This is a genomic window from Streptomyces sp. NPDC127595 (assembly GCF_042671685.1).
GTDB lineage: Bacteria > Actinomycetota > Actinomycetes > Streptomycetales > Streptomycetaceae > Streptomyces.
On the sequence record NZ_JBHXWK010000005.1, the window covers coordinates 347,607 to 366,404 of the forward strand.

Annotated in this window: 17 protein-coding genes and 1 pseudogene; 9 read left to right on the forward strand and 9 right to left on the reverse strand. The window is 70.3% G+C overall.

Annotated features, from left to right (window positions below; genetic code table 11):
* Window positions 1-15: 15 nt before the first annotated feature.
* Together ACFVKT_RS18520 and ACFVKT_RS18525 are read right to left on the reverse strand one after the other, a co-directional pair.
* Window positions 16-1,170 carry a dihydrodipicolinate synthase family protein gene (locus ACFVKT_RS18520; RefSeq protein WP_385732673.1) on the reverse strand — a complete coding sequence of 385 codons (1,155 nt, stop codon included), beginning with the start codon at window positions 1,168-1,170 and terminating at the stop codon, window positions 16-18.
* Window positions 1,167-2,318, reverse strand: coding sequence for a Gfo/Idh/MocA family protein (locus ACFVKT_RS18525; protein WP_385732675.1), 1,152 nt, complete (start codon window positions 2,316-2,318; stop codon window positions 1,167-1,169). Before ACFVKT_RS18525 ends, ACFVKT_RS18520 begins: the two co-directional genes overlap by 4 nt.
* Window positions 2,319-2,563: 245 nt before the next feature.
* On the opposite strand from ACFVKT_RS18525, the gene ACFVKT_RS18530 reads away from it, so the two are divergent.
* Window positions 2,564-3,613: a LacI family DNA-binding transcriptional regulator gene (locus ACFVKT_RS18530; protein ID WP_385732677.1), complete on the forward strand. Its 1,050-nt coding sequence runs from the start codon at window positions 2,564-2,566 to the stop codon at window positions 3,611-3,613.
* 40 nt (window positions 3,614-3,653) lie between these two features.
* Here ACFVKT_RS18530 and pip read toward each other — a convergent pair whose 3' ends face one another.
* Window positions 3,654-4,613 carry a prolyl aminopeptidase gene (gene pip, locus ACFVKT_RS18535; RefSeq protein WP_385732680.1) on the reverse strand — a complete coding sequence of 320 codons (960 nt, stop codon included), beginning with the start codon at window positions 4,611-4,613 and terminating at the stop codon, window positions 3,654-3,656.
* 463 nt (window positions 4,614-5,076) lie between these two features.
* On the opposite strand from pip, the gene ACFVKT_RS18540 reads away from it, so the two are divergent.
* The 3 genes from ACFVKT_RS18540 (at window position 5,077) to ACFVKT_RS18550 (ending at window position 7,667) form a co-directional block, all read left to right on the forward strand.
* Window positions 5,077-6,015 carry a GNAT family N-acetyltransferase gene (locus ACFVKT_RS18540; protein WP_385732682.1) on the forward strand — a complete coding sequence of 313 codons (939 nt, stop codon included), beginning with the start codon at window positions 5,077-5,079 and terminating at the stop codon, window positions 6,013-6,015.
* A gap of 17 nt (window positions 6,016-6,032) precedes the next feature.
* The gene (locus tag ACFVKT_RS18545; protein WP_385732684.1) at window positions 6,033-6,833 is read left to right on the forward strand and encodes a sugar phosphate isomerase/epimerase family protein; all 801 of its coding nucleotides are present in this window, start codon (window positions 6,033-6,035) and stop codon (window positions 6,831-6,833) included.
* Window positions 6,834-6,929: 96 nt separating this feature from the next.
* Window positions 6,930-7,667 carry a hypothetical protein gene (locus ACFVKT_RS18550; RefSeq protein WP_385732686.1) on the forward strand — a complete coding sequence of 246 codons (738 nt, stop codon included), beginning with the start codon at window positions 6,930-6,932 and terminating at the stop codon, window positions 7,665-7,667.
* A gap of 19 nt (window positions 7,668-7,686) precedes the next feature.
* Here the strand turns inward: ACFVKT_RS18550 and ACFVKT_RS18555 are convergent, their stop codons facing one another.
* Complete coding sequence (locus tag ACFVKT_RS18555; RefSeq protein ID WP_385732689.1) at window positions 7,687-8,271, reverse strand: RBBP9/YdeN family alpha/beta hydrolase; 585 nt, start codon at window positions 8,269-8,271, stop codon at window positions 7,687-7,689.
* A gap of 50 nt (window positions 8,272-8,321) precedes the next feature.
* Between ACFVKT_RS18555 and ACFVKT_RS18560 the strand changes: the two genes are divergently transcribed.
* Window positions 8,322-9,260 (forward strand): LysR family transcriptional regulator, encoded by a 939-nt coding sequence (locus ACFVKT_RS18560; protein ID WP_385732691.1) that lies wholly within the window; start codon window positions 8,322-8,324, stop codon window positions 9,258-9,260.
* Between the two features lie 138 nt (window positions 9,261-9,398).
* On the opposite strand, the pseudogene ACFVKT_RS18565 reads toward ACFVKT_RS18560, so the two are convergent.
* The 3 genes and pseudogenes from ACFVKT_RS18565 to ACFVKT_RS18575 all read right to left on the reverse strand — a co-directional run.
* A pseudogene (locus ACFVKT_RS18565) lies at window positions 9,399-9,593 on the reverse strand (DUF6086 family protein); the annotation flags it as partial.
* Window positions 9,594-9,606: 13 nt separating this feature from the next.
* A complete protein-coding gene (locus ACFVKT_RS18570) occupies window positions 9,607-10,248 on the reverse strand; it encodes a GNAT family N-acetyltransferase (protein WP_385732693.1) in 642 nt (213 codons plus the stop codon).
* A 119-nt stretch (window positions 10,249-10,367) separates the two neighbouring features.
* Window positions 10,368-10,889, reverse strand: a complete 522-nt coding sequence (locus tag ACFVKT_RS18575) for an AAA family ATPase (RefSeq protein WP_385732695.1) — start codon at window positions 10,887-10,889, stop codon at window positions 10,368-10,370.
* A 56-nt stretch (window positions 10,890-10,945) separates the two neighbouring features.
* On the opposite strand from ACFVKT_RS18575, the gene hemC reads away from it, so the two are divergent.
* Window positions 10,946-11,881, forward strand: a complete 936-nt coding sequence (gene hemC, locus ACFVKT_RS18580) for a hydroxymethylbilane synthase (protein ID WP_385732697.1) — start codon at window positions 10,946-10,948, stop codon at window positions 11,879-11,881.
* Window positions 11,882-12,012: 131 nt separating this feature from the next.
* Here the strand turns inward: hemC and ACFVKT_RS18585 are convergent, their stop codons facing one another.
* Window positions 12,013-12,396, reverse strand: coding sequence for an SH3 domain-containing protein (locus ACFVKT_RS18585; RefSeq protein WP_385732699.1), 384 nt, complete (start codon window positions 12,394-12,396; stop codon window positions 12,013-12,015).
* Window positions 12,397-12,987: 591 nt separating this feature from the next.
* Here ACFVKT_RS18585 and ACFVKT_RS18590 point away from each other — a divergent pair.
* The gene (locus ACFVKT_RS18590; protein WP_385732701.1) at window positions 12,988-14,163 is read left to right on the forward strand and encodes a glycoside hydrolase family 18 protein; all 1,176 of its coding nucleotides are present in this window, start codon (window positions 12,988-12,990) and stop codon (window positions 14,161-14,163) included.
* A gap of 163 nt (window positions 14,164-14,326) precedes the next feature.
* Here ACFVKT_RS18590 and ACFVKT_RS18595 read toward each other — a convergent pair whose 3' ends face one another.
* Window positions 14,327-15,253 carry an EamA family transporter gene (locus tag ACFVKT_RS18595; RefSeq protein WP_385732703.1) on the reverse strand — a complete coding sequence of 309 codons (927 nt, stop codon included), beginning with the start codon at window positions 15,251-15,253 and terminating at the stop codon, window positions 14,327-14,329.
* A gap of 150 nt (window positions 15,254-15,403) precedes the next feature.
* Here ACFVKT_RS18595 and ACFVKT_RS18600 point away from each other — a divergent pair, with 150 nt between their 5' ends.
* Both ACFVKT_RS18600 and ACFVKT_RS18605 read left to right on the forward strand, forming a co-directional pair.
* The gene (locus ACFVKT_RS18600) at window positions 15,404-16,321 is read left to right on the forward strand and encodes a LysR family transcriptional regulator (protein ID WP_385732706.1); all 918 of its coding nucleotides are present in this window, start codon (window positions 15,404-15,406) and stop codon (window positions 16,319-16,321) included.
* 594 nt (window positions 16,322-16,915) lie between these two features.
* Window positions 16,916-18,745 (forward strand): glycoside hydrolase family 3 protein, encoded by a 1,830-nt coding sequence (locus tag ACFVKT_RS18605; protein WP_385732708.1) that lies wholly within the window; start codon window positions 16,916-16,918, stop codon window positions 18,743-18,745.
* Window positions 18,746-18,798: the final 53 nt, after the last annotated feature.

Consider the following 18,798-nt stretch of genomic DNA (forward strand, 5'->3'; position numbering starts at 1 on the left):
AGAAGCGCGACAGGTTCACTGAGCCACTCCGTACAGGGAGAGCATCGTCCTCATCCTCGTCTCGGCCAGCTCCGGGGCCGGGAACAGGCCCAGCCGGTCGGCCAGCTCGTAGGCGCGGGCGAGATGCGGGAGCGAGCGAGCCGACTGCAGCCCCCCGACCATCGTGAAGTGGGACTGATGACCGGCGAGCCACGCCAGGAAGACCACACCCGTCTTGTAGAAGCGGGTGGGGGCCTGGAAGAGATGCCGGGACAACTCGACGGTCGGGTCGAGGACCGCACGGAAACCCTGCACATCACCGGTGTCCAGGACGCGCACGGCCTCCGCCGCCAACGGCCCCAGCGGGTCGAAGATGCCCAACAGCGCGTGGCTGAAGCCCTGTTCGTCGCCCGCGATCAGCTCGGGGTAGTTGAAGTCGTCGCCGGTGTAACAGCGCACGCCCTGTGGGAGACGGCGGCGGATGTCGATCTCGCGCCGGGCGTCCAGCAACGAGACCTTGATGCCGTCCACCTTGTCCGGGTGGGCCGCGATGACCTGGAGGAACACTTCCGTGGCCGCGTCCAGGTCGCTCGACCCCCAGTAGCCCTCCAGCGCCGGGTCGAACATCGGCCCGAGCCAGTGCAGGATCACAGGTTCGGACGACTGCCGGAGCAGCTGGCCGTACACCTCCAGATAGTCCTCGGGCCCGGAGGCGGCCGCGGCCAGCGCACGTGAGGCCATCAGGATCGCCTGGGCGCCGCACTCCTCGACGAGGGCGAGCTGCTCCTCGTAGGCCTTCCGGATCTCCTCTGGGGAGCCCGCCGTGAGCTGGTCCGTGCCGACGCCGCAAGCGATCCGCCCGCCGACGGCCCTGGCCTCGGCGGCCGACCGGCGGATCAGTTCCGCCGCGCCCGCCCAGTCGAGCCCCATCCCCCGCTGCGCGGTGTCCATCGCCTCGGCGACTCCGAGCCCGTGGGACCACAGATGGCGCCGGAAGGCGAGGGTCGCGTCCCAGTCGACGGCGGCGGGCGAGTCGGGCGACACGTCAGCGTACGGATCGGCGACGACATGCGCCGCCGAGAAGACCGTACGAGAGGTGAAGGGCAGGCCGGGTCGGCGGACCAGGGATTCCGCGCGCGGCGTATAGGCACGCAACTCACCTCCCACACCCGGCAGTTGGATGACGCTCACAACGAGATCTCCGGTACGTCGAGACGGCGGCCCTCGGCCGAGGACTTCAGGCCGAGTTCGGCGAGCTGGACGCCGCGGGCGCCGGCGAGGAGGTCCCAGTGGTAGGGCGCGTCGGCGTACACATGCCGGAGAAACAGCTCCCACTGGGCCTTGAAGCCGTTGTCGAACTCGGTGTTGTCGGGGACCTCCTGCCACTGGTCGCGGAAGGAGTAGGTGGCTGGGATGTCGGGATTCCAGACCGGTTTGGGGGTGGAACTCCGGTGCTGCACACGGCAGTTGCGCAGCCCGGCAACCGCCGACCCCTCCGTCCCGTCCACCTGGAACTCGACGAGCTCGTCGCGGTGGACGCGCACGGCCCAGGAGGAGTTGATCTGCGCGATCGCACCGCCCTCCAGCTCGAAGACGCCGTAAGCCGCGTCGTCCGCCGTGGCGTCGTACGGCTTGTCCCGCTCGTCCCAGCGCTGCGGGATATGGGTGGCGGTGAGGGCCTGGACGGAGGTGACCCGACCGAAGAGCTCATGCAGCACGTACTCCCAGTGCGGGAACATGTCGACGACGATGCCGCCGCCGTCCTCGGCGCGGTAGTTCCAGGAGGGCCGCTGGGCGGACTGCCAGTCGCCCTCGAAGACCCAGTAGCCGAACTCCCCGCGGATGGACAGGATCCGCCCGAAGAAGCCCCCGTCGATGAGGCGCTTCAGCTTGAGCAGACCGGGGAGGAAGAGCTTGTCCTGGACGACACCGTGCTTGATGCCCTTGGCGTGAGCGAGCCTGGCCAGCTCCAGAGCTCCGTCCAGTCCCGTCGCGGTCGGCTTCTCGGTGTAGATGTGCTTGCCCGCCGCGATCGCCGCCCTGAGCGCCTCCTCGCGGGCGGAGGTGACCTGCGCGTCGAAATAGAGATCGATGGTGGGGTCGGCCAGGACGGCGTCCAGGTCGGTGGACCACTCCTCCAGCCCGTGCTGCCCGGCGAGCGCCTTGAGGGCGTGCTCGCGGCGGCCGACGAGCACGGGTTCGGGCCACAGCACGGTGCCGTCGCCCAGGTCGAGGCCGCCCTGTTCGCGCAGGGCGAGGATGGAGCGGACGAGGTGCTGGCGGTAGCCCATGCGCCCCGTCACGCCGTTCATGGCGATACGCACCGTCTTGCGTGTCACGTCATTCCCTTCGTACGCGCGTTCCGCGCCCCGTACGCCCCGTCGAGGAACTGGTGAGCGTGCCAGCAAGCGCTTTCTATACGGAGAGAAGCTAGCCTCTGTCGAGTCCATTGGACAAGACCACAGGGGGACGGGATGTTCGATCGGCCGGACGGCTGGACGCGGGGGGTGTCGTCAGGGTCGGATGTACCCGGATATGGGGGCCCCGAAGACGACAACGAGTTGCGTGACCGGAGGACGACGAGATGACCGTGACCCTGGCGGACGTGGCGGCACGGGCGCAGGTCTCGCCCGCGACCGTGTCCCGGGTGCTGAACGGGAACTATCCCGTCGCGGAGGCCACGCGCGAGCGGGTGCTGCGCGCGGTGAACGAGCTGGACTACGTACTGAACGGCCCCGCGAGTTCGCTGGCCGCGGCGACGTCCGACCTCGTCGGAATCCTCGTCAACGACATCGCCGACCCCTTCTTCGGAATCATGGCGGCCGCGATCCAGTCGGAGATCGGCGGCCCCGGGGGCCGGGCGGGCGGGGAGCGGCTGGGGGTCGTCTGCAACACGGGCGGCTCCCCGGAGCGCGAACTGACGTACCTCACGCTCCTTCAGCGCCAACGCGCCGCCGCTGTCGTCCTCACCGGCGGCGCGATCGAGGACGCCGCGCACGCCACCGCGGTCGCAGCGAAGCTGCGCAGGCTTGCGGAGGCCGGGACCAAGGTCGTGCTCTGCGGGCGCCCGCCCTCGCCCGAGGCCGCCGAGGCGATCGCCCTCACCTTCGACAACCGTGGCGGCGGCCAGGAACTGACCGAGCATCTGATCGGCCTCGGGCACCGAAGGCTCGGCTACATCGCCGGCCCCGAGGAGCGGACGACGACCCGGCACCGACTCGAAGGCCACCGGGACGCACTGGCCGCACACGGAATCAAGGACGACCCGGCGCGCACCGTGCACGGCCGCTACGACCGCCGCTCCGGCTACGAGGCGACCCTCGAACTCCTGCGCCACGACCCGTCGTTGACCGCGGTGGTCGCCGCGAACGACACCGTGGCACTCGGCGCGTGCGCCGCTCTACGGGACTCGGGCCTACGCATTCCGGACGACGTATCCGTAGCGGGCTTCGACGACCTCCCGTTCAGCATCGACGCGGTACCGGCCCTGACGACGGTACGACTGCCCCTCTCCGAGGCGGGGGCACGCGCCGGCCGAATCGCCATGGGCCGCGAGGACCCGCCACCCGGCGGGATCGCCACAGTGCGTGGGGAGTTGATTGTGCGGGGGTCGACGGGCACCCCGCGGGCGTAGCGCACATGGAGCGGTTCCAAGCCCTCCCGTGCCCCGAGAATCACCGGTTCTTGAACTCCTCGATGGCCGTCCGGGCCGCCTCCTGCATCGCGTCGCTTCCGGCGTGTCCGGAGTCCTCGATGATCTGGAGCCTCGCGCCCGGCCATGCCTTGGCGAGTTCCCACGCCGTCTGCACCGGGCTGCCCATGTCGTGTCGGCCATGGATGAGCACTGCCGGGATTCCATTCAACTTGTGGACGTTGCGCAGCAGTTGGTCCTCGTCCAGCCACGCGCCATTGCTGAAGAAGTGGGAACAGATGCGCACGAGAGCGATCTGCGCGTCGACTTCGCGATTGCTGTACATGCCGGGCACGCCGTTGGGCTCGTTCGAGATGACCGCGTCCTCCCAGGCGAGCCAGTCGGCAGCGGCCTTCTCCCGAATCGCTCGGTCGGGGTTTTCCATCAGCCGCGCGTAGGCCGCCAGCAGGTCACCGTCCCGCTCCTCTTCGGGGACGGCGTCGCGGAACCGGTCCCACGCTTCGGGGTAGAACCGCCCGGCACCCCGGTAGAGCCAGTCGAGCTCGGTGCGGCTGGTCGTAGTGACGGCCGGGATGACGATTTCGCTGACACGCTCGGGGTGCTGCTGCGCATAGGCCAGGATGAGCGTCGACCCCCAGGAGCCGCCGTTCAGCAGCCACTTCTCGATGCCGAGGAGCTCGCGAAGACGTTCCATGTCGTCGATCAGGTGCTGGGTGGTGTTCAGGCTCATGTCCACCGCGGGGTCGCCGGCGTGCGGGGTGCTGCGGCCACAGTTGCGCTGGTCGAAGCGGATGACGCGGTAGCGCTCGGGATCCCAGGCCGTCGTGGGCCGCCGGGGCGCGCCGGATCCCGGCCCGCCGTGGACGTTCAGCGCAGGCTTGCCCTGAGGATTTCCACACTGTTCGTAGTAGATGCGGTTGCCGTCTCCGGCGTCGAGGAATCCGCTGTCGTAGGGATGGGTCGGAGGAAAAGGATCAACCATGACCGTCGATCCTACGGAGTGACCCGAAGACCGACCGATCTCACCGAACCACGCGCCTCATCGGCCAGGCCCGAAGCAGCAGAAAGAACCCGCAGCCGAGTACGGCTATCGGCATGGCTCGATACAACACAAGCCCCCCACGCACCCGCAGCCGCCGAAGCACGGAAGGGGCCGTGTCGGTACATCAAATGCCCGCATCCGGACGGATCCCATCCCGACGCCACCTTCCATCCCGACAGTCGATCCGTCCGGATGCGGGCGGATGTACCGGCGCGGCCCCGACCCACCCCCGGCCGGGTGGCGTGACACGCCCCCCGGCCGGGTGGCGTGACACGCGCGTCTGCCGGAGTCGCGAGGGTGACAGGACAGAGCGAGCCTGTGGACGACGGCCGGGCCCACCCTTACGCTCAAAGGGCATCTCTGACTGAGTCAAGCATCCAGAGCCGACACCCCGGGACCGATCATGACCGTCCAGGACATCCGCTCCTTCAACCGCTTCTACACGAACGTCATCGGCGCCCTCGACTACGGCCGCCACCTCTACGCCCCGTACACGCTCACGGAGTCCCGGGTCCTGTACGAACTCGCCCACTCCCCTCGTACGGACGTCGCCGACCTCCGCACCGAACTCTCCCTGGACGCGGGGTACTTGAGCCGCATCCTCAACAAGTTCGAGCAGGACGGACTGGTCGACCGAGCGCCGTCCGAGAAGGACCCGCGGCGCCGTCGCGTCACGCTCACCGCGCGAGGCCGGGAGGCGGCCGGCCTGCTGGACGAGCGGGCGCGCGAGACGGTCGGTTCGCTGCTCGCCACGGTGCCCCCGGCCGACCGGCCCCGGCTGGCGGAGGCGATGCGCACGGTACGGACACTCCTGGGCGCCGGAAGGGACCGGGCTCCCCGCCGCGAGGACGTGGCACTGCGCGAGCCGGGACCCGGCGACCTCGGCTGGATCGTGCAGCGCAACGCCGCGCTGTACGCGGCGGAGTACGGGTGGAACACCGACTACGAGGGCCTGGTGGCGAGGATCGTCGCCGACTTCGCCGAGGACCACGATCCGCACCTGGAGCGGGTGTGGATCGCCGAGCTCGACGGCCGGCCGGTGGGCTGCGTGATGTGTGTACGGGACGACGCGCCCGCGACGGCCCGCCTGCGCCTGCTCCTCGTGGAACCGGACGCACGCGGCCTCGGCGTAGGCGACCAACTCGTCACGGCGGTCGAGGACTTCGCACGCGGCGTCGGCTACCACCACCTCGTCCTGTGGACCAACGACGTCCTCGCCGCCGCCCGCCGCCTCTACCAGCGCCACGGTTTCGTCCTCGTCTCCGAGAAACCGCACCGCTCCTTCGGCGCGGATCTGGTCGGCCAGGACTGGCGCCTGGACCTGCACGGCAACGCTGAGTGACGAGTAAAGTCGCCCTCATGAAGCTGGCCTTCTCGACCCTCGGCGTCCCCGCACTCCCCGTCTCCGACGTCGTACGCCTGGCCGTCACGCACGGCTACCACGGCGTCGAACTGCGCGCGCATCCGGAGGAGCCCGTGCACCCCGGTATCGGTCCGGCCGAACGGGCGGACGTCGCCGCGGAGTTCAAGGCGTCCGGCATCGAGATCCTCGGCCTGGCGGGATACGCGCGCGTCGCCGCGCCGGGCGACGACACCGCCGTACTCGCAGAGATCCATGAACTCCTCGACCTGGCAAGGGACTTGGGCGCGCCCTTCATCCGTGTCTTCCCGGGCGCGGGGCCCGACCAGAGCCCCGAGGCGGCGGACGCGACGGCCGCCCGACGCCTGGGCACGGCAGCCGAGTACGCCGCCGAGGTGGGCGTACGGATCCTGCTGGAGACCCACGACTCGCACCGCACCGGCGCGGCCGCGATCCGTATCCTCGGCCCGGTCGGCCACCGGCAGGTGGGCTCGCTGTGGGACGTCATGCACACCTGGCTCGGCGGCGAGCAGCCGCCGTCGACCTACGCGGCACTGGCCCCCCACCTCGGCTACGTCCAGGTCAAGGACATCGCGTCCGCCGAGAACACCACCCCACTCCCCCTCGGAGCGGGGGTGCTCCCCCTCACCGAGTGCGTGGAACTGCTCTCCCGCGAGGGCTGGGACGGCTGGCTGTGCTGGGAGTACGAGAAGCGGTGGTACGAGGAGGCCGCGCCGTTCCCGGCCCTGCTGGGCCCGGGCCGGGAGCACCTGGCACGACTGCTGAACGAGTCGGCTTAGCCCCGGGCCGACGGCGAAATCGACTGGTCGCCAGTGGGGCGACGGGATAGCCTCCGCCCGGTGAATCCACCCGTGAGCCCGCTTCCCTCTCACCCAGTGACCGCTCAGCCGCGCCTCACCTACGACGCGTTCGTCGAACGAGCCGCTGCCGACTCTGCCGTCGTGGGCCTGGTCCTCAAGGGCTCCCGTGCCCACGAGGGCATGACCACCGAGCATTCCGACCACGACCTGTACGTCGTCCTCGCCGATGGCGCGACAACGGATCTCACCCGGTTCACGGGCCACCGCACTCCCGAACTCGACCTCGTCATCGTCTCTCTCGCCGAGTTCCGCGCGGCCGGAATGCCCGGCTTCGAGCGCTACGCCCTGGCCCGCGCCCGGGTCGTGTTCGACCGGCTGGACGGAGTCATCGCCCGGATCCTGGACGCCAAGGCGCGCCTCGGCACCGACGAGGGATTCCGGTACGCCGCCGAGCAGCTCGACGCCTACGCCAACTCCCTCTACCGCTCGGTCAAGAACGAGCGGGACGGACACGCACTCGCGGCCCGCCTCGATGCCGCCGACAGCATCGGCTACCTGCTGGAGCTGCTCTTCGCCCTCGACCGCCGCCCGCGCCCCTACAACAAGTACCTGGAGTGGGAACTCGCCCGCTACCCGTTGCCCGACTGGGACACCGGCCTGCTGCTCGACGCCGCGGACCGTGTCTCAAGAACGGGCGACGTTCCCTTGCAGCGACGCCTCTTCGCCCGTGTCGAAGCAGCGGCCAGGCGCGCGGGACACGGCCCCGTGCTGGACGCTTGGGGTGAGGATCTCGACCTGATGCGACCGCAATAGGCTGCCTGCGGACGCGGCCCTATGCCGGACGGGCCGTGAACTTCACGGAGCCGTCGAGGCACCAGTCCAGCACGGCCGGCCAGGACCCGTACCCCGCCTCCAAATCCAAGTGCCCCGCACCCGGGATGATCTCGGTGGGGATGCCCAGGGGGTCCCCGTAGGCGGCGAGGGCGCCCTCCGTGCAGTACGGATCGTCGTTGCCCGCGACCAGGCGGGTCGGGCCCGGCAGGGTGAGCGGGAAGGCGGGCGGGGCGAACGCCGCGACCTCCGGGAAGCTCAGGAGTGTGGACGCGGACGGCGGCCCCACGAGCAGCACCCGGTCGACGTCGAGGCCCGCGACACCGTGGGCGACCGCGTGCAGCCACAGCAGAACGGACAGGCTGTGGGCGATCACGACGCGTTCGGCGCCGCGCGGCAGACCGCCGAGGTGCCGGGACAACTCCGCCAGCCACACGTCCAGTTCCGGGTCGTCGGGGTCGGGCAGTTGGGGGTAGTCGACGAGATGCCCCAGGTCGGTGAGCCGGTCGGCCAGCCAGTGCTGCCAGTGGCCGGGCGGCCGGTGGTTCTGCCAGCCGTGCAGGATGAGGTAGCTCCGGGAGGTCATGGGCTGATGGTTTCCGATCACCCGTACGACGGTCCAGTTAATCTTTCGGAGTGGAACAGGTAAGCGAGACCTTCACCATGGACCTCCGCCGGCTGACGGTCCTGCGCGAACTCCAGCGGCGCGGCAGCCTCGCCCGGGCCGCGGAAGCCCTGCATCTCACTCCGTCGGCGGTCTCCCAGCAGATCGCCGCCCTCGCCCGCGAGGCGGGCGTCCCGCTGACCGAGCGCGACGGCCGGGGCGTACGGCTGACCGGTCAGGCCCGGGTACTGCTCGCGCACGCCGATCTCATCGCCGCCCAACTGGAGCGGGCGCGGGCCGACTTGGCCGCCTACGGGCAGGGCGGCGGACGCGCGTCCGTCACCGTCGGCGCCCTCTCCAGCGGCATCCTCGGCCTCCTCCCCGGCGCGCTCGCCGCCCTGGCCGAGCGCCTGCCCCACGTCCGTATCGACGTCGTCGAGTCCCAGCCGCCCGACCTGTTCACCGCCCTCGACGCGGGCCAGGTCGACATCGCCGTCGCCGTGGACTTCCCGGCCACACCCCCGCACACCGACCGCCGCTACACCCGCACCGACCTGCTGACCGACGTCCTCGACCTCGCCGTACCGTCCGGCCACCGCCTCGCGGACCGCGGCCGGGTCGCCCTCCGCGAGCTCGCCACCGATCCCTGGATCGTCGGCGACGCCGACAGCTGCTGCGGCGCGGTCACCCGCACGGTCTGCGCGGCGGCCGGTTTCACCCCCGACATCCGCCACGCCGTCAACGACTGGGCCGCACTCGCCGCACTCGTCGAGGCAGGCCAGGGGGTAGCCCTGATCCCCCGCATGGTCCACCCCCTGTACGCCCACCGCCGCCTCACCCTCCTCACACCCGACGGCACCCCGCCCACCCGCAACGTCTTCATGGCCGTACGAACAGGCTCGGAGTCCGACCCGGTACTGACCGCCGTACAGGACCAATTGCGCGCTACGGCAGCCGAGTTGGTCAGCTGAGTACACGAGCCCACAAGGTCTTGCCGTACTCCCGGTCCCGGACCTCCCAGGCGTCGGACAGGGCCTCCACGAGGGGGAGCCCTCGGCCCGAAGTCGCTTCCGGATCAGGTGAGTTGACGGCGGGGCCCACCTGCTGGCGTGACTCGTTTCCCTGTGTCGCGCCAGCAGGGCGTTGGCGAAGACTTCGAGGGCGGCAGGTTCGATCCGGCACTCGTCGTTCTCCATGAGGCCGATGCCCGAGGGCAGGCCGAGTTCCGCCTCGAACACGGCAACCTGGCGAAGGAACAGCCGGGCCGCCCCGTTGGACGGATTCCAGAGGGTTTCGTCGCCCAGGTCGAAGAACGGCTCATCGCGCCCCCGGGATCCCCGCCCGCCGTTCCTTCAACCGCCCCTCCAACCGCTTCCCGCACTCCGGCCACTCCGCCGCCGTAATCGAATAGATCGCGGAGTCGCGGAGGCGGCCGTCCTCGCCCGGTGCCCAGGAGCGGGACCAGTTGCGCAGGACGCCCTCGAAGCGGGCGCCCGTTCGCTCGATGGCCGCACGGGAACGGCCGTTGCGCGCGTCCGTCTTGAGGTCGACGCGCGCCACGCCCCACTCCTCGAAGGCGTGGCGGAAGAGGAGGAACTTGGCCTCGGTGTTCAGCCCGGTCCCCTGTGCGGAGGACGCGAGCCAGGTGAACCCGACCTCGACGGCGTCGAGTTGATCGTCCGTGCGCCAGCTCCGCGGCTCCCAGAAGGAGGTCGCGCCGACGGCCCGCCCGGAGGCCCGGTCGACCTGCGCGTACGGCGCGAGCTTCCCCGTCGCGGCGCGGTCGAGCTGGGCGTCGATGTACGCGCCCACCTCGTCGGCGCTCGGCACCCACGTGAACGCGTACGAGCCGCGGTCCTCCTCCGCCGCCACCGCGAGGTCGGCCGCATGACGTCGGTCAAGCGGCTCCAGTCGCACCAGCGCACCTTCGAGAACCGGCCCCACCAGCGTGAACCCCAACGCCCGACACCCCTTCGCAACTCCGCCGACAGCCCCTGGATGGAAGCCCGGCGAAGTCTTCCGTACGCGCCGGAACCCGTCGAACGAGATTCCCGGCACCCGGACTCAGCGGCACCAGCTCACTCGTTCCCCCGCCCGGCGATGACGAGTTCCGCGACCCGCGAAGGCGGAATCCCGGTCGTGTCGACCGTCTCCGCCTCCTCGCTGAGCCAGGGCAGGGCGCGTCGGTAGTCGGCGAGGTGGTCGAGGCGCCACTGGCGGGCGCCGATGCTGTCGGGGTCCGTGTCGGTCTCGATGCGGTGGACGAGAGTGTCGTGGTCGGTGTGAAGGAGGTAGTGGCGTACCGGGATGCCCGCCTTGGCGAGGCCCGCGCGGATCTCCTGCCAGTACCGCTCGTCGAGGACCGTCTGCGGGACGACGAGCGTTCCGCCCGTGTGGTCCAGGACCTGGCGTGCCGTCTCGACCACCAGCCCGCGCCAGGGCGGGAAGTCCTGGAAGTCCCGGGGCTTCCCCAGGACGTGCCAGAGCATGTAGCCCACCTGTTCGGGGTCGAAGAGCCTGGACTCCGGTATGCGGGAGACGAGTTCCTTCGCGGTGGTGGTCTTGCCCGCGCCGAAGGTGCCGTTCAGCCAGAGGATCATGGCGTACGACCCTACGCGGGCGTCGGTCCCCCCGGCGGGCCGCTATCGTGAACGGCATGTCCGCTCCGGAAATCCTCCGTGTCGTCTCCCGTGACTCGCCGATGGCGCTGGCCCAAGTGGAGCGTGTTCGCGCCGAGTTGGCCGTGCTGCACCCCGGTATCCGTACCGAGGTGGTCCCTGTGAAGACGACCGGGGACAAGTGGATGGGGGATCTGGCGCAGGTCGAGGGCAAGGGGGCGTTCACCAAGGAGGTCGACGCCGCGCTGCTGGCGGGCGAGGCGGATCTCGCGGTGCACTGCGTCAAGGACATCCCGGCGGACCGGCCGCTGCCGGCCGGGACGATGTTCGCCGCGTTCCTCGCGCGGGACGACATCCGTGACGCGCTGATCCACCCCGGCGGGCTCACCCTCGACGAACTGCCGCCGGGCACCCGGATCGGCACCTCCTCCGTGCGCCGCGTCGCGCAGCTCGCCGCCTCTCATCCGCACCTGGACTGCGTGCCGTTCCGGGGGAACGCCAACCGGCGTCTGGAGAAGCTGGCGGCCGGTGACGCGGACGCGCTGCTGCTCGCGGTGTCCGGCCTGGAGCGCATCGGGCGAGCGGACGTGATCACCGAGATCCTGTCGCCGGAGACACTGATGCCACCGATCGGCGCGGGCATCCTGGCCCTGCAGTGCCGCGAGGGCGACACCGCCGTGATCGACGCCGTCAGCGGCCTCGGCGATCCGGCCACGCACCGTGAGGCGACCGCCGAGCGCATGTTCCTGCACGTCCTCCAGGGCCACTGCAACTCACCGATCGCCGGCTACGCGAAGTCCGAGCGCGGCGGCGAACTGTCCCTGCGTGCCTGCGTGTTCACCCCGGACGGCAAGACCGTGCTCAACGCCCACGAGTGGGCGGGCCGCCTCGACCCCGCGACCCTGGGGACCTCCGTCGCCGTCGCCCTGCTGCGCCAGGGCGCCCGCGAACTCATCGACGGCATCCCTCACTGATTCCTAATGCTGTTTGTCAAGCTGCGTGAGCGGTGGGCGGCAGCGGACGGGCCGCCGGCCGCCGGAGGGATTTCCGGCGGCCGGCGGCCCGTTGAAGGGCTGGGGAACGGTTTCCTCGGCGCGGGTCCCTGTCACTCGCAGGGATAGCTGGTGATGCGGACGGTGTACGCCGAGGAGACCCAGCGGTTGGTGCCCACGTTGCGGAAGCCGTTGGTGGTGGACGCCGACGCGAGGATCGTGGAGCCGTTGGGATAGGACCCGACGGGCTGGTAGCCGGTGCCGGGACCGCTGCGGATCACCAGACCGCCGTTGGCGTTGACCCTGTAGTAGCACTGGGTGGCGAGCGCACCGGCCGGCGCGAGCTCCACGGCCGCGCCCGTCGTGCGGGCGGGTGCGGCGGCTTGGGCCGTGAAACCGCCGCCGAGGAACGCGGCGGCGGACAGGGCCGCCACGGCCGCCGTGCGGGCGGCGGAGCGACGCGGTGACATGGTGCGGCGTGCTGCTGTGACGGACATAAAAGCGATTCCCCTTGCGTCGTCGGTTCTGGGTGCGGAACACGTACGTAGGAGCAGGCCTGGGCCGGCCGAGGGGTGTCACCGCTCAAAGACACCGGAGCCGCGGACGATGTTAGCGCCGTCGGGGCGAAATCAGCCGCCTGGCAAACGAGAACTCCCCAACCGGAACGGGTGAAGTGGCCCGTTCCGGTTGGGGAGTTCGTAAGACGCTGAATCAGCGTAATTGAGACGTCAGACATCTCGATCAACAGCCCGGTGGCCTCGCTCGTTTCGCTTCACGGACCGTCACCCGATCGGTGGCCACATCGAAGAAGCTCACTGAGCTGAGCCGTCCTGGCCTCCGAGGCCGGAATGGCCTATTTCCTCACCGACAGGCACGCGAATACCTGAATCGGGAGGCGAACTCAATGCGGCAGGCACACTCGTACGCTTCCCGTTTGTCAGCCCTTCCCGGCGAAAAGGCCTGCCCATCCGCTCGGCCCGATACCGTGATCGCTATCAGTCATCAACTCTTCCCGGAGGTAATGAATGTTGCGATTCCGCCGTATGCGGGCCTTATTGCTGACATGCCTGGCGTCGGCTGCGTGCCTGGTGGGGGTCGATACAGCCGCCGCAACAGCACCCGCCACAGCACCTGTCACAGCACCCGCCACAGCCCCCGCAAAGCAACGTCCGGTAATCGGCGCGTACTACGCGGGATGGAACAGCGAGTCGTATCCCGTATCGCAGATTCCCGCCGACCAAATAACCCATCTATTCTACGCATTCTCCACGATCGACCAAGGAAAGTGCACGATTCAACCGTCCGCCGCACAGGATTTCGCGGAGCTGGCGGAGCTGAAGCGTGAACACCCCCAGCTCCGCACGCTGATCTCCATCGGCGGCTGGGGCGCGGCCGGGTTCTCCGACGCCGCGCTCACCGCCGCTTCCCGGCAGACGTTCGTGAGTTCCTGCCTGGACCTGTTCTTCTCCACCTACCGGGGCAGCTTCGACGGGGTCGACCTCGACTGGGAGTTCCCGGTCTACGGCGGCCCGACGGAGATCACCGACCGGCCCGAGGACCGCAGGAACATGACCCTGCTGACGCAGGAGTTCCGCACCCAGATCGACAAGCGGGGCCAGGAGGACGGCAAGCGGTACGAAGTGACAGCCGCGCTTCCCACCGGACGACTGCAGACCGACGGGGCCTACGACCCGGCGAAGAGCTTCGAACTCGGCAAGCTGGCCAAGATCCTGGACTTCATCAACCTCATGACCTACGACATGGGCACCGGCTTCTCACCCGTGTCCACCTTCAACGCCCCGATGCGGCCGGTGTCCGCCGACCCGACGGCGCAGCCGGACAAGACCTGGAACAACGTGACCGGCGCGGTGGCCTACTACCGCCTGCACGGCGTCCCCGCCAACCGTCTCGTGCTCGGCACCCCGTTCTACGGCCGCGGCTTCGTGGTGAACGAGGAGGGCGAGAACCACGGTCTGTACCAGCCCTACGAGTCCACGTTCTGGGTCAGCGGCTGGCACTCGATCGAGCCGCTGCTCGACGACCCGGCCTGGCAGCGGTACTGGAGTCCGCAGGCGCAGTCCCCGTGGCTGTACAACGCCGCCGAACGGAAGTTCGTGAGCTACGAGGATCCGACGTCGATCGGCATCAGGGCCCGATATGCCAAGCAGAGCGGCCTGTTGGGCACCTTCATGTGGGAACTGTCCGACGACGACGCCGAACACAGCATGCTGACGGCGATGTCGGCGCCGTTCCGGCTGAAGTAACTCGAGGACAAGCACGAGCAAGTGGGAGCGGGAAACCCCGCGGATCTTCATGTCTCCTGTCCCGGACGGGCACGACGGGAGACCGATGACCCGGCGGATCCGCTCCCACTTCGGCGTCACGCCGAGCCTGCGCGCGCCCCTCGCCCCATGAGCGTGCTGGTGGTCATGGCGACACATCGACTCGCGCACGAGAAGGGGAAGCCCCCGTCGCCGGCGGCTCCACCCCACGCGCCCCGGCCTGTCTCACCATCGAGGTCAGCCCCACTCCGCCCACCAGCAGCGCCGCCGCCACCCACCGCAAGGGGCTGATCGACTCACCCAGGAAGAGCGCTGCCGACGACATCCCGAAGACCGGGACCAGGAGGGAGAACGGCGCCACTGTGGAGGCGGGGTGGCGGTGCAGCAGCCAGCCCCACGCGCCGAAGCCGAAGACCGTCGAGATCCAGGCGACGTAGACCACTACGCCGGCACCCTGCCAGTCCAGGTCGCGCAGCGCGGCGAGGTCGCGGGACGGACCCTCGGTGAGGAGGGAGAGGCCGAGCAGCGGCAGTACGGGGACCGTGCTCACCCACACCATGAAGTTCAGTGAGTCCGGCGGGGAGGCCTTGCGGGTGAGGACGTTGGACACGCCCCAGCAGGCCGCGGCCGCGATGACCAGGGCGAAGGCGCCGACGGGTCCGGCCGCGCCCTCGTCCACGGCGGCCAGGCCCACCCCGCACAGGGCCACCACCATGCCCAACAACCGTATGCCGGTGAGGCGTTCGCCGAGGAACGCGATGGCGATCAGGGCCGTGAACACCGCCTGGATCTGGAGTACGAGGGAGGACAGGCCCGCCGGCATTCCCGCGTCCATGCCGATGAAGAGAAGCCCGAACTTCGCGACCCCCAGGACCAGGCCCACCGCCACGATCCACTTCCACGCCACCTTCGGGCGTCCCACGAAGAAGACCGCGGGCAGGGCGGCCACCAGGAAGCGCACGGCAGAGAGGAGGAGAGGCGGGAAGTGGTCGAGGCCGACCTCGATGACCGTGAAGTTCACGCCCCAGACGGCGGCGACGAGGACGGCGAGGGAAATGTGGGTGGGTCGCATGAGTCGAGCATCGGGGTTCCGTACCGTGTAGCACCAGCACCGATTTCTGCATGGTTGGATGTAGCGATGCTTATGTGATGCGGGTACGCCGCCTGGGATGTGGACACATCGTCTGGGGGTGGCCACGTCACCGCCGCCCCGGGAGGCCCTGTGCTCGATCTCCAACGGCTGCGCGCCCTGCACGCCGTGTCCGTCCACGGCACCGTCGGCGCCGCCGCTGCCGCGCTCGGGTACACGCCCTCGGCCGTGTCCCAGCAGATCGCGAAGCTGGAGCGGGAGACCAGGACCGTCCTCCTCGAACGCCAGGGGCGCGGCGTACGGCTCACCGAGCAGGCCGAACAACTCGCTTCCACCGCACGGGAGTTGATGGCCATCGTGGAGCGGGCGGAGACCGAGCTGGAGGAGCGACGGGGGCTGCCGGCCGGACGGCTCGGCGTGGCGGCGTTCGCCTCGGCGGCGCGGGGGCTGCTGCCCGGCGTACTCGCGGATCTCGCGCGGCGGCATCCCGCGCTGGACACCCGGCTGACCGAGATCGATCCACATCTCTCCGTCGATCTGGTCGCGAAGGGCGCGGTGGACATGGCCGTGGCCCACGACTGGGACATCGCGCGGCTGCCCGCCCCCGAGGGGGTGGAGCAGGCGGTGATCGGGGACGACCTGTGCGATCTGCTGGTGCCGGCCGGGCATCCGTTCGCCGGGCGGACCTCCGTCCGGCGGGAGGATCTCAAGGGTGAGCGGTGGATCTGTCAGCCGCCGGGGCGGGTGTGCCACGACTGGCTCGTACGGACGCTGCGGGCGGCGGGGTGCGAGCCGGACATCGTCCATCAGGCGGACGAGAACCCGACGCTGGTCGCGCTGGTCGCGGCGGGGCTGGGGGTCGCGCTCATCCCCCGGCTGGGGCGGGGGCCGCTTCCCGACGGGGTCGTGGAAGTGCCGCTCGAGCCCATGCCCGTACGGCGGCTGTACGCGCTGTGGCGTACGGGGGCGGCACGGCGGCCCGCTATCGCGGAGATGGTGCGGACGTTGCAGGCGCACTGGCCGGCGGCGTCGGAGCACGTTTCTCGCTGAGCTCTGCTGCCGGGTGCCTGGTGTGGGGGCTGGGGCTGGGGGGCGGGGGGCGCTTACCGGTTGCCCGGCGTTGGGGCTGGGGTCGAGGTGGGTCGCGCAGCCCGGCGCTTTGCGGGGTGCCGCTCCTTTGGGACGGGCGCCGCCCCTAGCGGCACGCATGCCCACAGCTACGGCGACTGATCGGGCACGCACGCCCACAGCGAGGGCGGCTGCAGCGGCGCGCGCGCCCGCAGCTGCGACGGTTGGCGGCGACCCACCTCCCCCACCCGAACCCCCCGCCCCAACTTCCGGCCGTTCCGTATTCCGGGGAACCCGGACCCCCTCCCCTCCGTCCAATCCGCACGCTGTCGGATGAGTCTCCGCAGAGCGGTGTCGGCGTCGCTGCTGGCTGCGAAAGCTGACTTACCCTCTCCGCCGCCTGCGGCCGGCAGCATGCCGTCACCGGCGTGCCCCCCTCCAACTGCGCCGGTGGCGGCCCCACCGCGCGCCCACCACAACCCCGCCGCGCGTTAATGTGCGCACCCTTGACTGGAAGAAACTTCCCGGATATTCGTGACTCCTCGGAAGTTTCCTTCATGAGGGAAGGAGCGCCACGTGCGCGACTCCAGCACGGGAAGCACGGCACGACCGTCCAGACGTACCGTTCTCGCCGCCACGGCGGGCGTCACCGCCGCCCTCGCCGGCGGCACGAGCGCGTACGCCGGCACCGGCTCACACGACGACACCGAACTGCGCGCCCTCATCTCCGGTATGACGCTGGAGGAGAAGGTCGGCCAGCTCTTCGTGATGCGGGTGTACGGGCACTCGGCGACCGCGCCCGACCAGGCCGACATCGACGCCAACCTCAAGGAGATCGGCGTCAGGACGGCGGCCGAGCTGATCGCCAGGTACCGGGTCGGCGGGATCATCTACTTCGCGTGGGCGCACAACACCCGCGATCCGCACCAGATCGCGGCCCTGTCGAACGGCATCCAGCAGGCCTCACTCGCACAGCCCCGCGGGCTGCCCGTCCTCATCTCCACCGACCAGGAGCACGGGATAGTGGCACGGGTGGGCAAGCCCGCGACGCTGCTCCCGGGTGCGATGGCCCTTGGCGCGGGCGGCTCGCGGGGGGACGCCCGTACGGCCGGCCGGATCGCCGGCGTCGAACTGCACGCGCTCGGCATCCGCCAGGACTACGCCCCGGTCGCCGACGTGAACGTGAACCCGGCCAACCCGGTGATCGGCGTACGTTCCTTCGGCGCCGGCCCGGACGCCGTGGCGGAGCTGGTCGCCGCGCAGGTGAAGGGGTATCAGGGCGCCGGGGTCGCGGCCACGGCCAAGCACTTCCCGGGGCACGGGGACACCGCCGTCGACAGCCACTACGGCTTCCCGGTCATCACGCACAGCCGTGAGGTGTGGGAGACCTTGGACGCCACGCCGTTCCGGGCAGCGATCCGCGCCGGCATCGACTCGATCATGACCGCGCACATCATGGTCCCGGCACTGGACGACTCCGGTGACCCGGCCACCCTCTCGCCGACGATCCTCACCGGCATCCTGCGCGGGGAACTCGGCTACGACGGTCTCGTGGTGACCGACTCGCTCGGCATGGAGGGCGTCCGCACGAAGTACGGCGACGACCGCGTCCCCGTACTGGCCCTCAAGGCCGGTGTCGACCAGCTCCTCAACCCGCCCTCCCTCGACATCGCCTGGAACGCCGTCCTGAATGCCGTGCGGGGCGGCGAGCTGACCGAGGCGCGCCTCGACGAGTCGATCCTGCGCGTCCTGCGTCTCAAGTCGAAGCTGGGCCTGCTCAAGAACCCGTACGTCACCGACGCCGGCGTGGACCGGTCCGTCGGGACGACGGCGCACCTCAGAACTGCGGACCGGATCGCCGAACGGACCACCACCCTGCTCGTCAACAAGGAGGACCTGCTGCCGCTCTCCCGGCGGCGCTCCCCCAAGGTGCTGGTCGTCGGCGCCGACCCGGCCTCCCCGTCCGGCACCGACGGACCGCCCACCAAGGTCCTCGCCGGCGCCCTCACCGAACTGGGCTTCTCGGCGACGGCGTTGTCCACCGGTACCGCACCCTCGGCCGCGACGATCGCCCGCGCGGTCGCCGCGGCCGGCGACGCGGACGCCGTGGTCGTCGGGACGTACAACGTGACGGCGACCAGCTCCCAGAAGACCCTGGTCACCCAACTCCTCGCCACCGGCGTCCCGGTGATCGCGGTCGCCATCCGCAACCCGTACGACGTGGCCCAACTCCCGGATGTTCCGGCCTACTTGGCGGCGTACTCCTGGACCGACGTCGAACTGCACGCGGCGGCACGGGTGATCGCGGGCCGTGCCGAGCCACGGGGTGAACTCCCGGTGCCGGTGCAGCGGGCGGACGATCCGACGCGGGTGCTGTATCCGATCGGGCACGGGCTGAGGTACTAGCGCATCCGTCTCCCACAACAGATCCTGCCCGTACCAGAGTTGACGCCAGACCG

Bases quoted from the DNA above. Each gene is read 5' to 3' on its own strand.
- ACFVKT_RS18530 (WP_385732677.1), top strand. From the start codon at position 2,564: ATGACCGTGACCCTGGCGGACGTGGCGGCACGGGCGCAGGTCTCGCCC.
- ACFVKT_RS18575 (WP_385732695.1), bottom strand. From the start codon at position 10,889: ATGATCCTCTGGCTGAACGGCACCTTCGGCGCGGGCAAGACCACCACC.
- hemC (WP_385732697.1), top strand. From the start codon at position 10,946: ATGTCCGCTCCGGAAATCCTCCGTGTCGTCTCCCGTGACTCGCCGATG.
- ACFVKT_RS18545 (WP_385732684.1), top strand. From the start codon at position 6,033: ATGAAGCTGGCCTTCTCGACCCTCGGCGTCCCCGCACTCCCCGTCTCC.
- ACFVKT_RS18540 (WP_385732682.1), top strand. From the start codon at position 5,077: ATGACCGTCCAGGACATCCGCTCCTTCAACCGCTTCTACACGAACGTC.
- ACFVKT_RS18555 (WP_385732689.1), bottom strand. From the start codon at position 8,271: ATGACCTCCCGGAGCTACCTCATCCTGCACGGCTGGCAGAACCACCGG.
- pip (WP_385732680.1), bottom strand. From the start codon at position 4,613: ATGGTTGATCCTTTTCCTCCGACCCATCCCTACGACAGCGGATTCCTC.
- ACFVKT_RS18595 (WP_385732703.1), bottom strand. From the start codon at position 15,253: ATGCGACCCACCCACATTTCCCTCGCCGTCCTCGTCGCCGCCGTCTGG.
- ACFVKT_RS18585 (WP_385732699.1), bottom strand. From the start codon at position 12,396: ATGTCCGTCACAGCAGCACGCCGCACCATGTCACCGCGTCGCTCCGCC.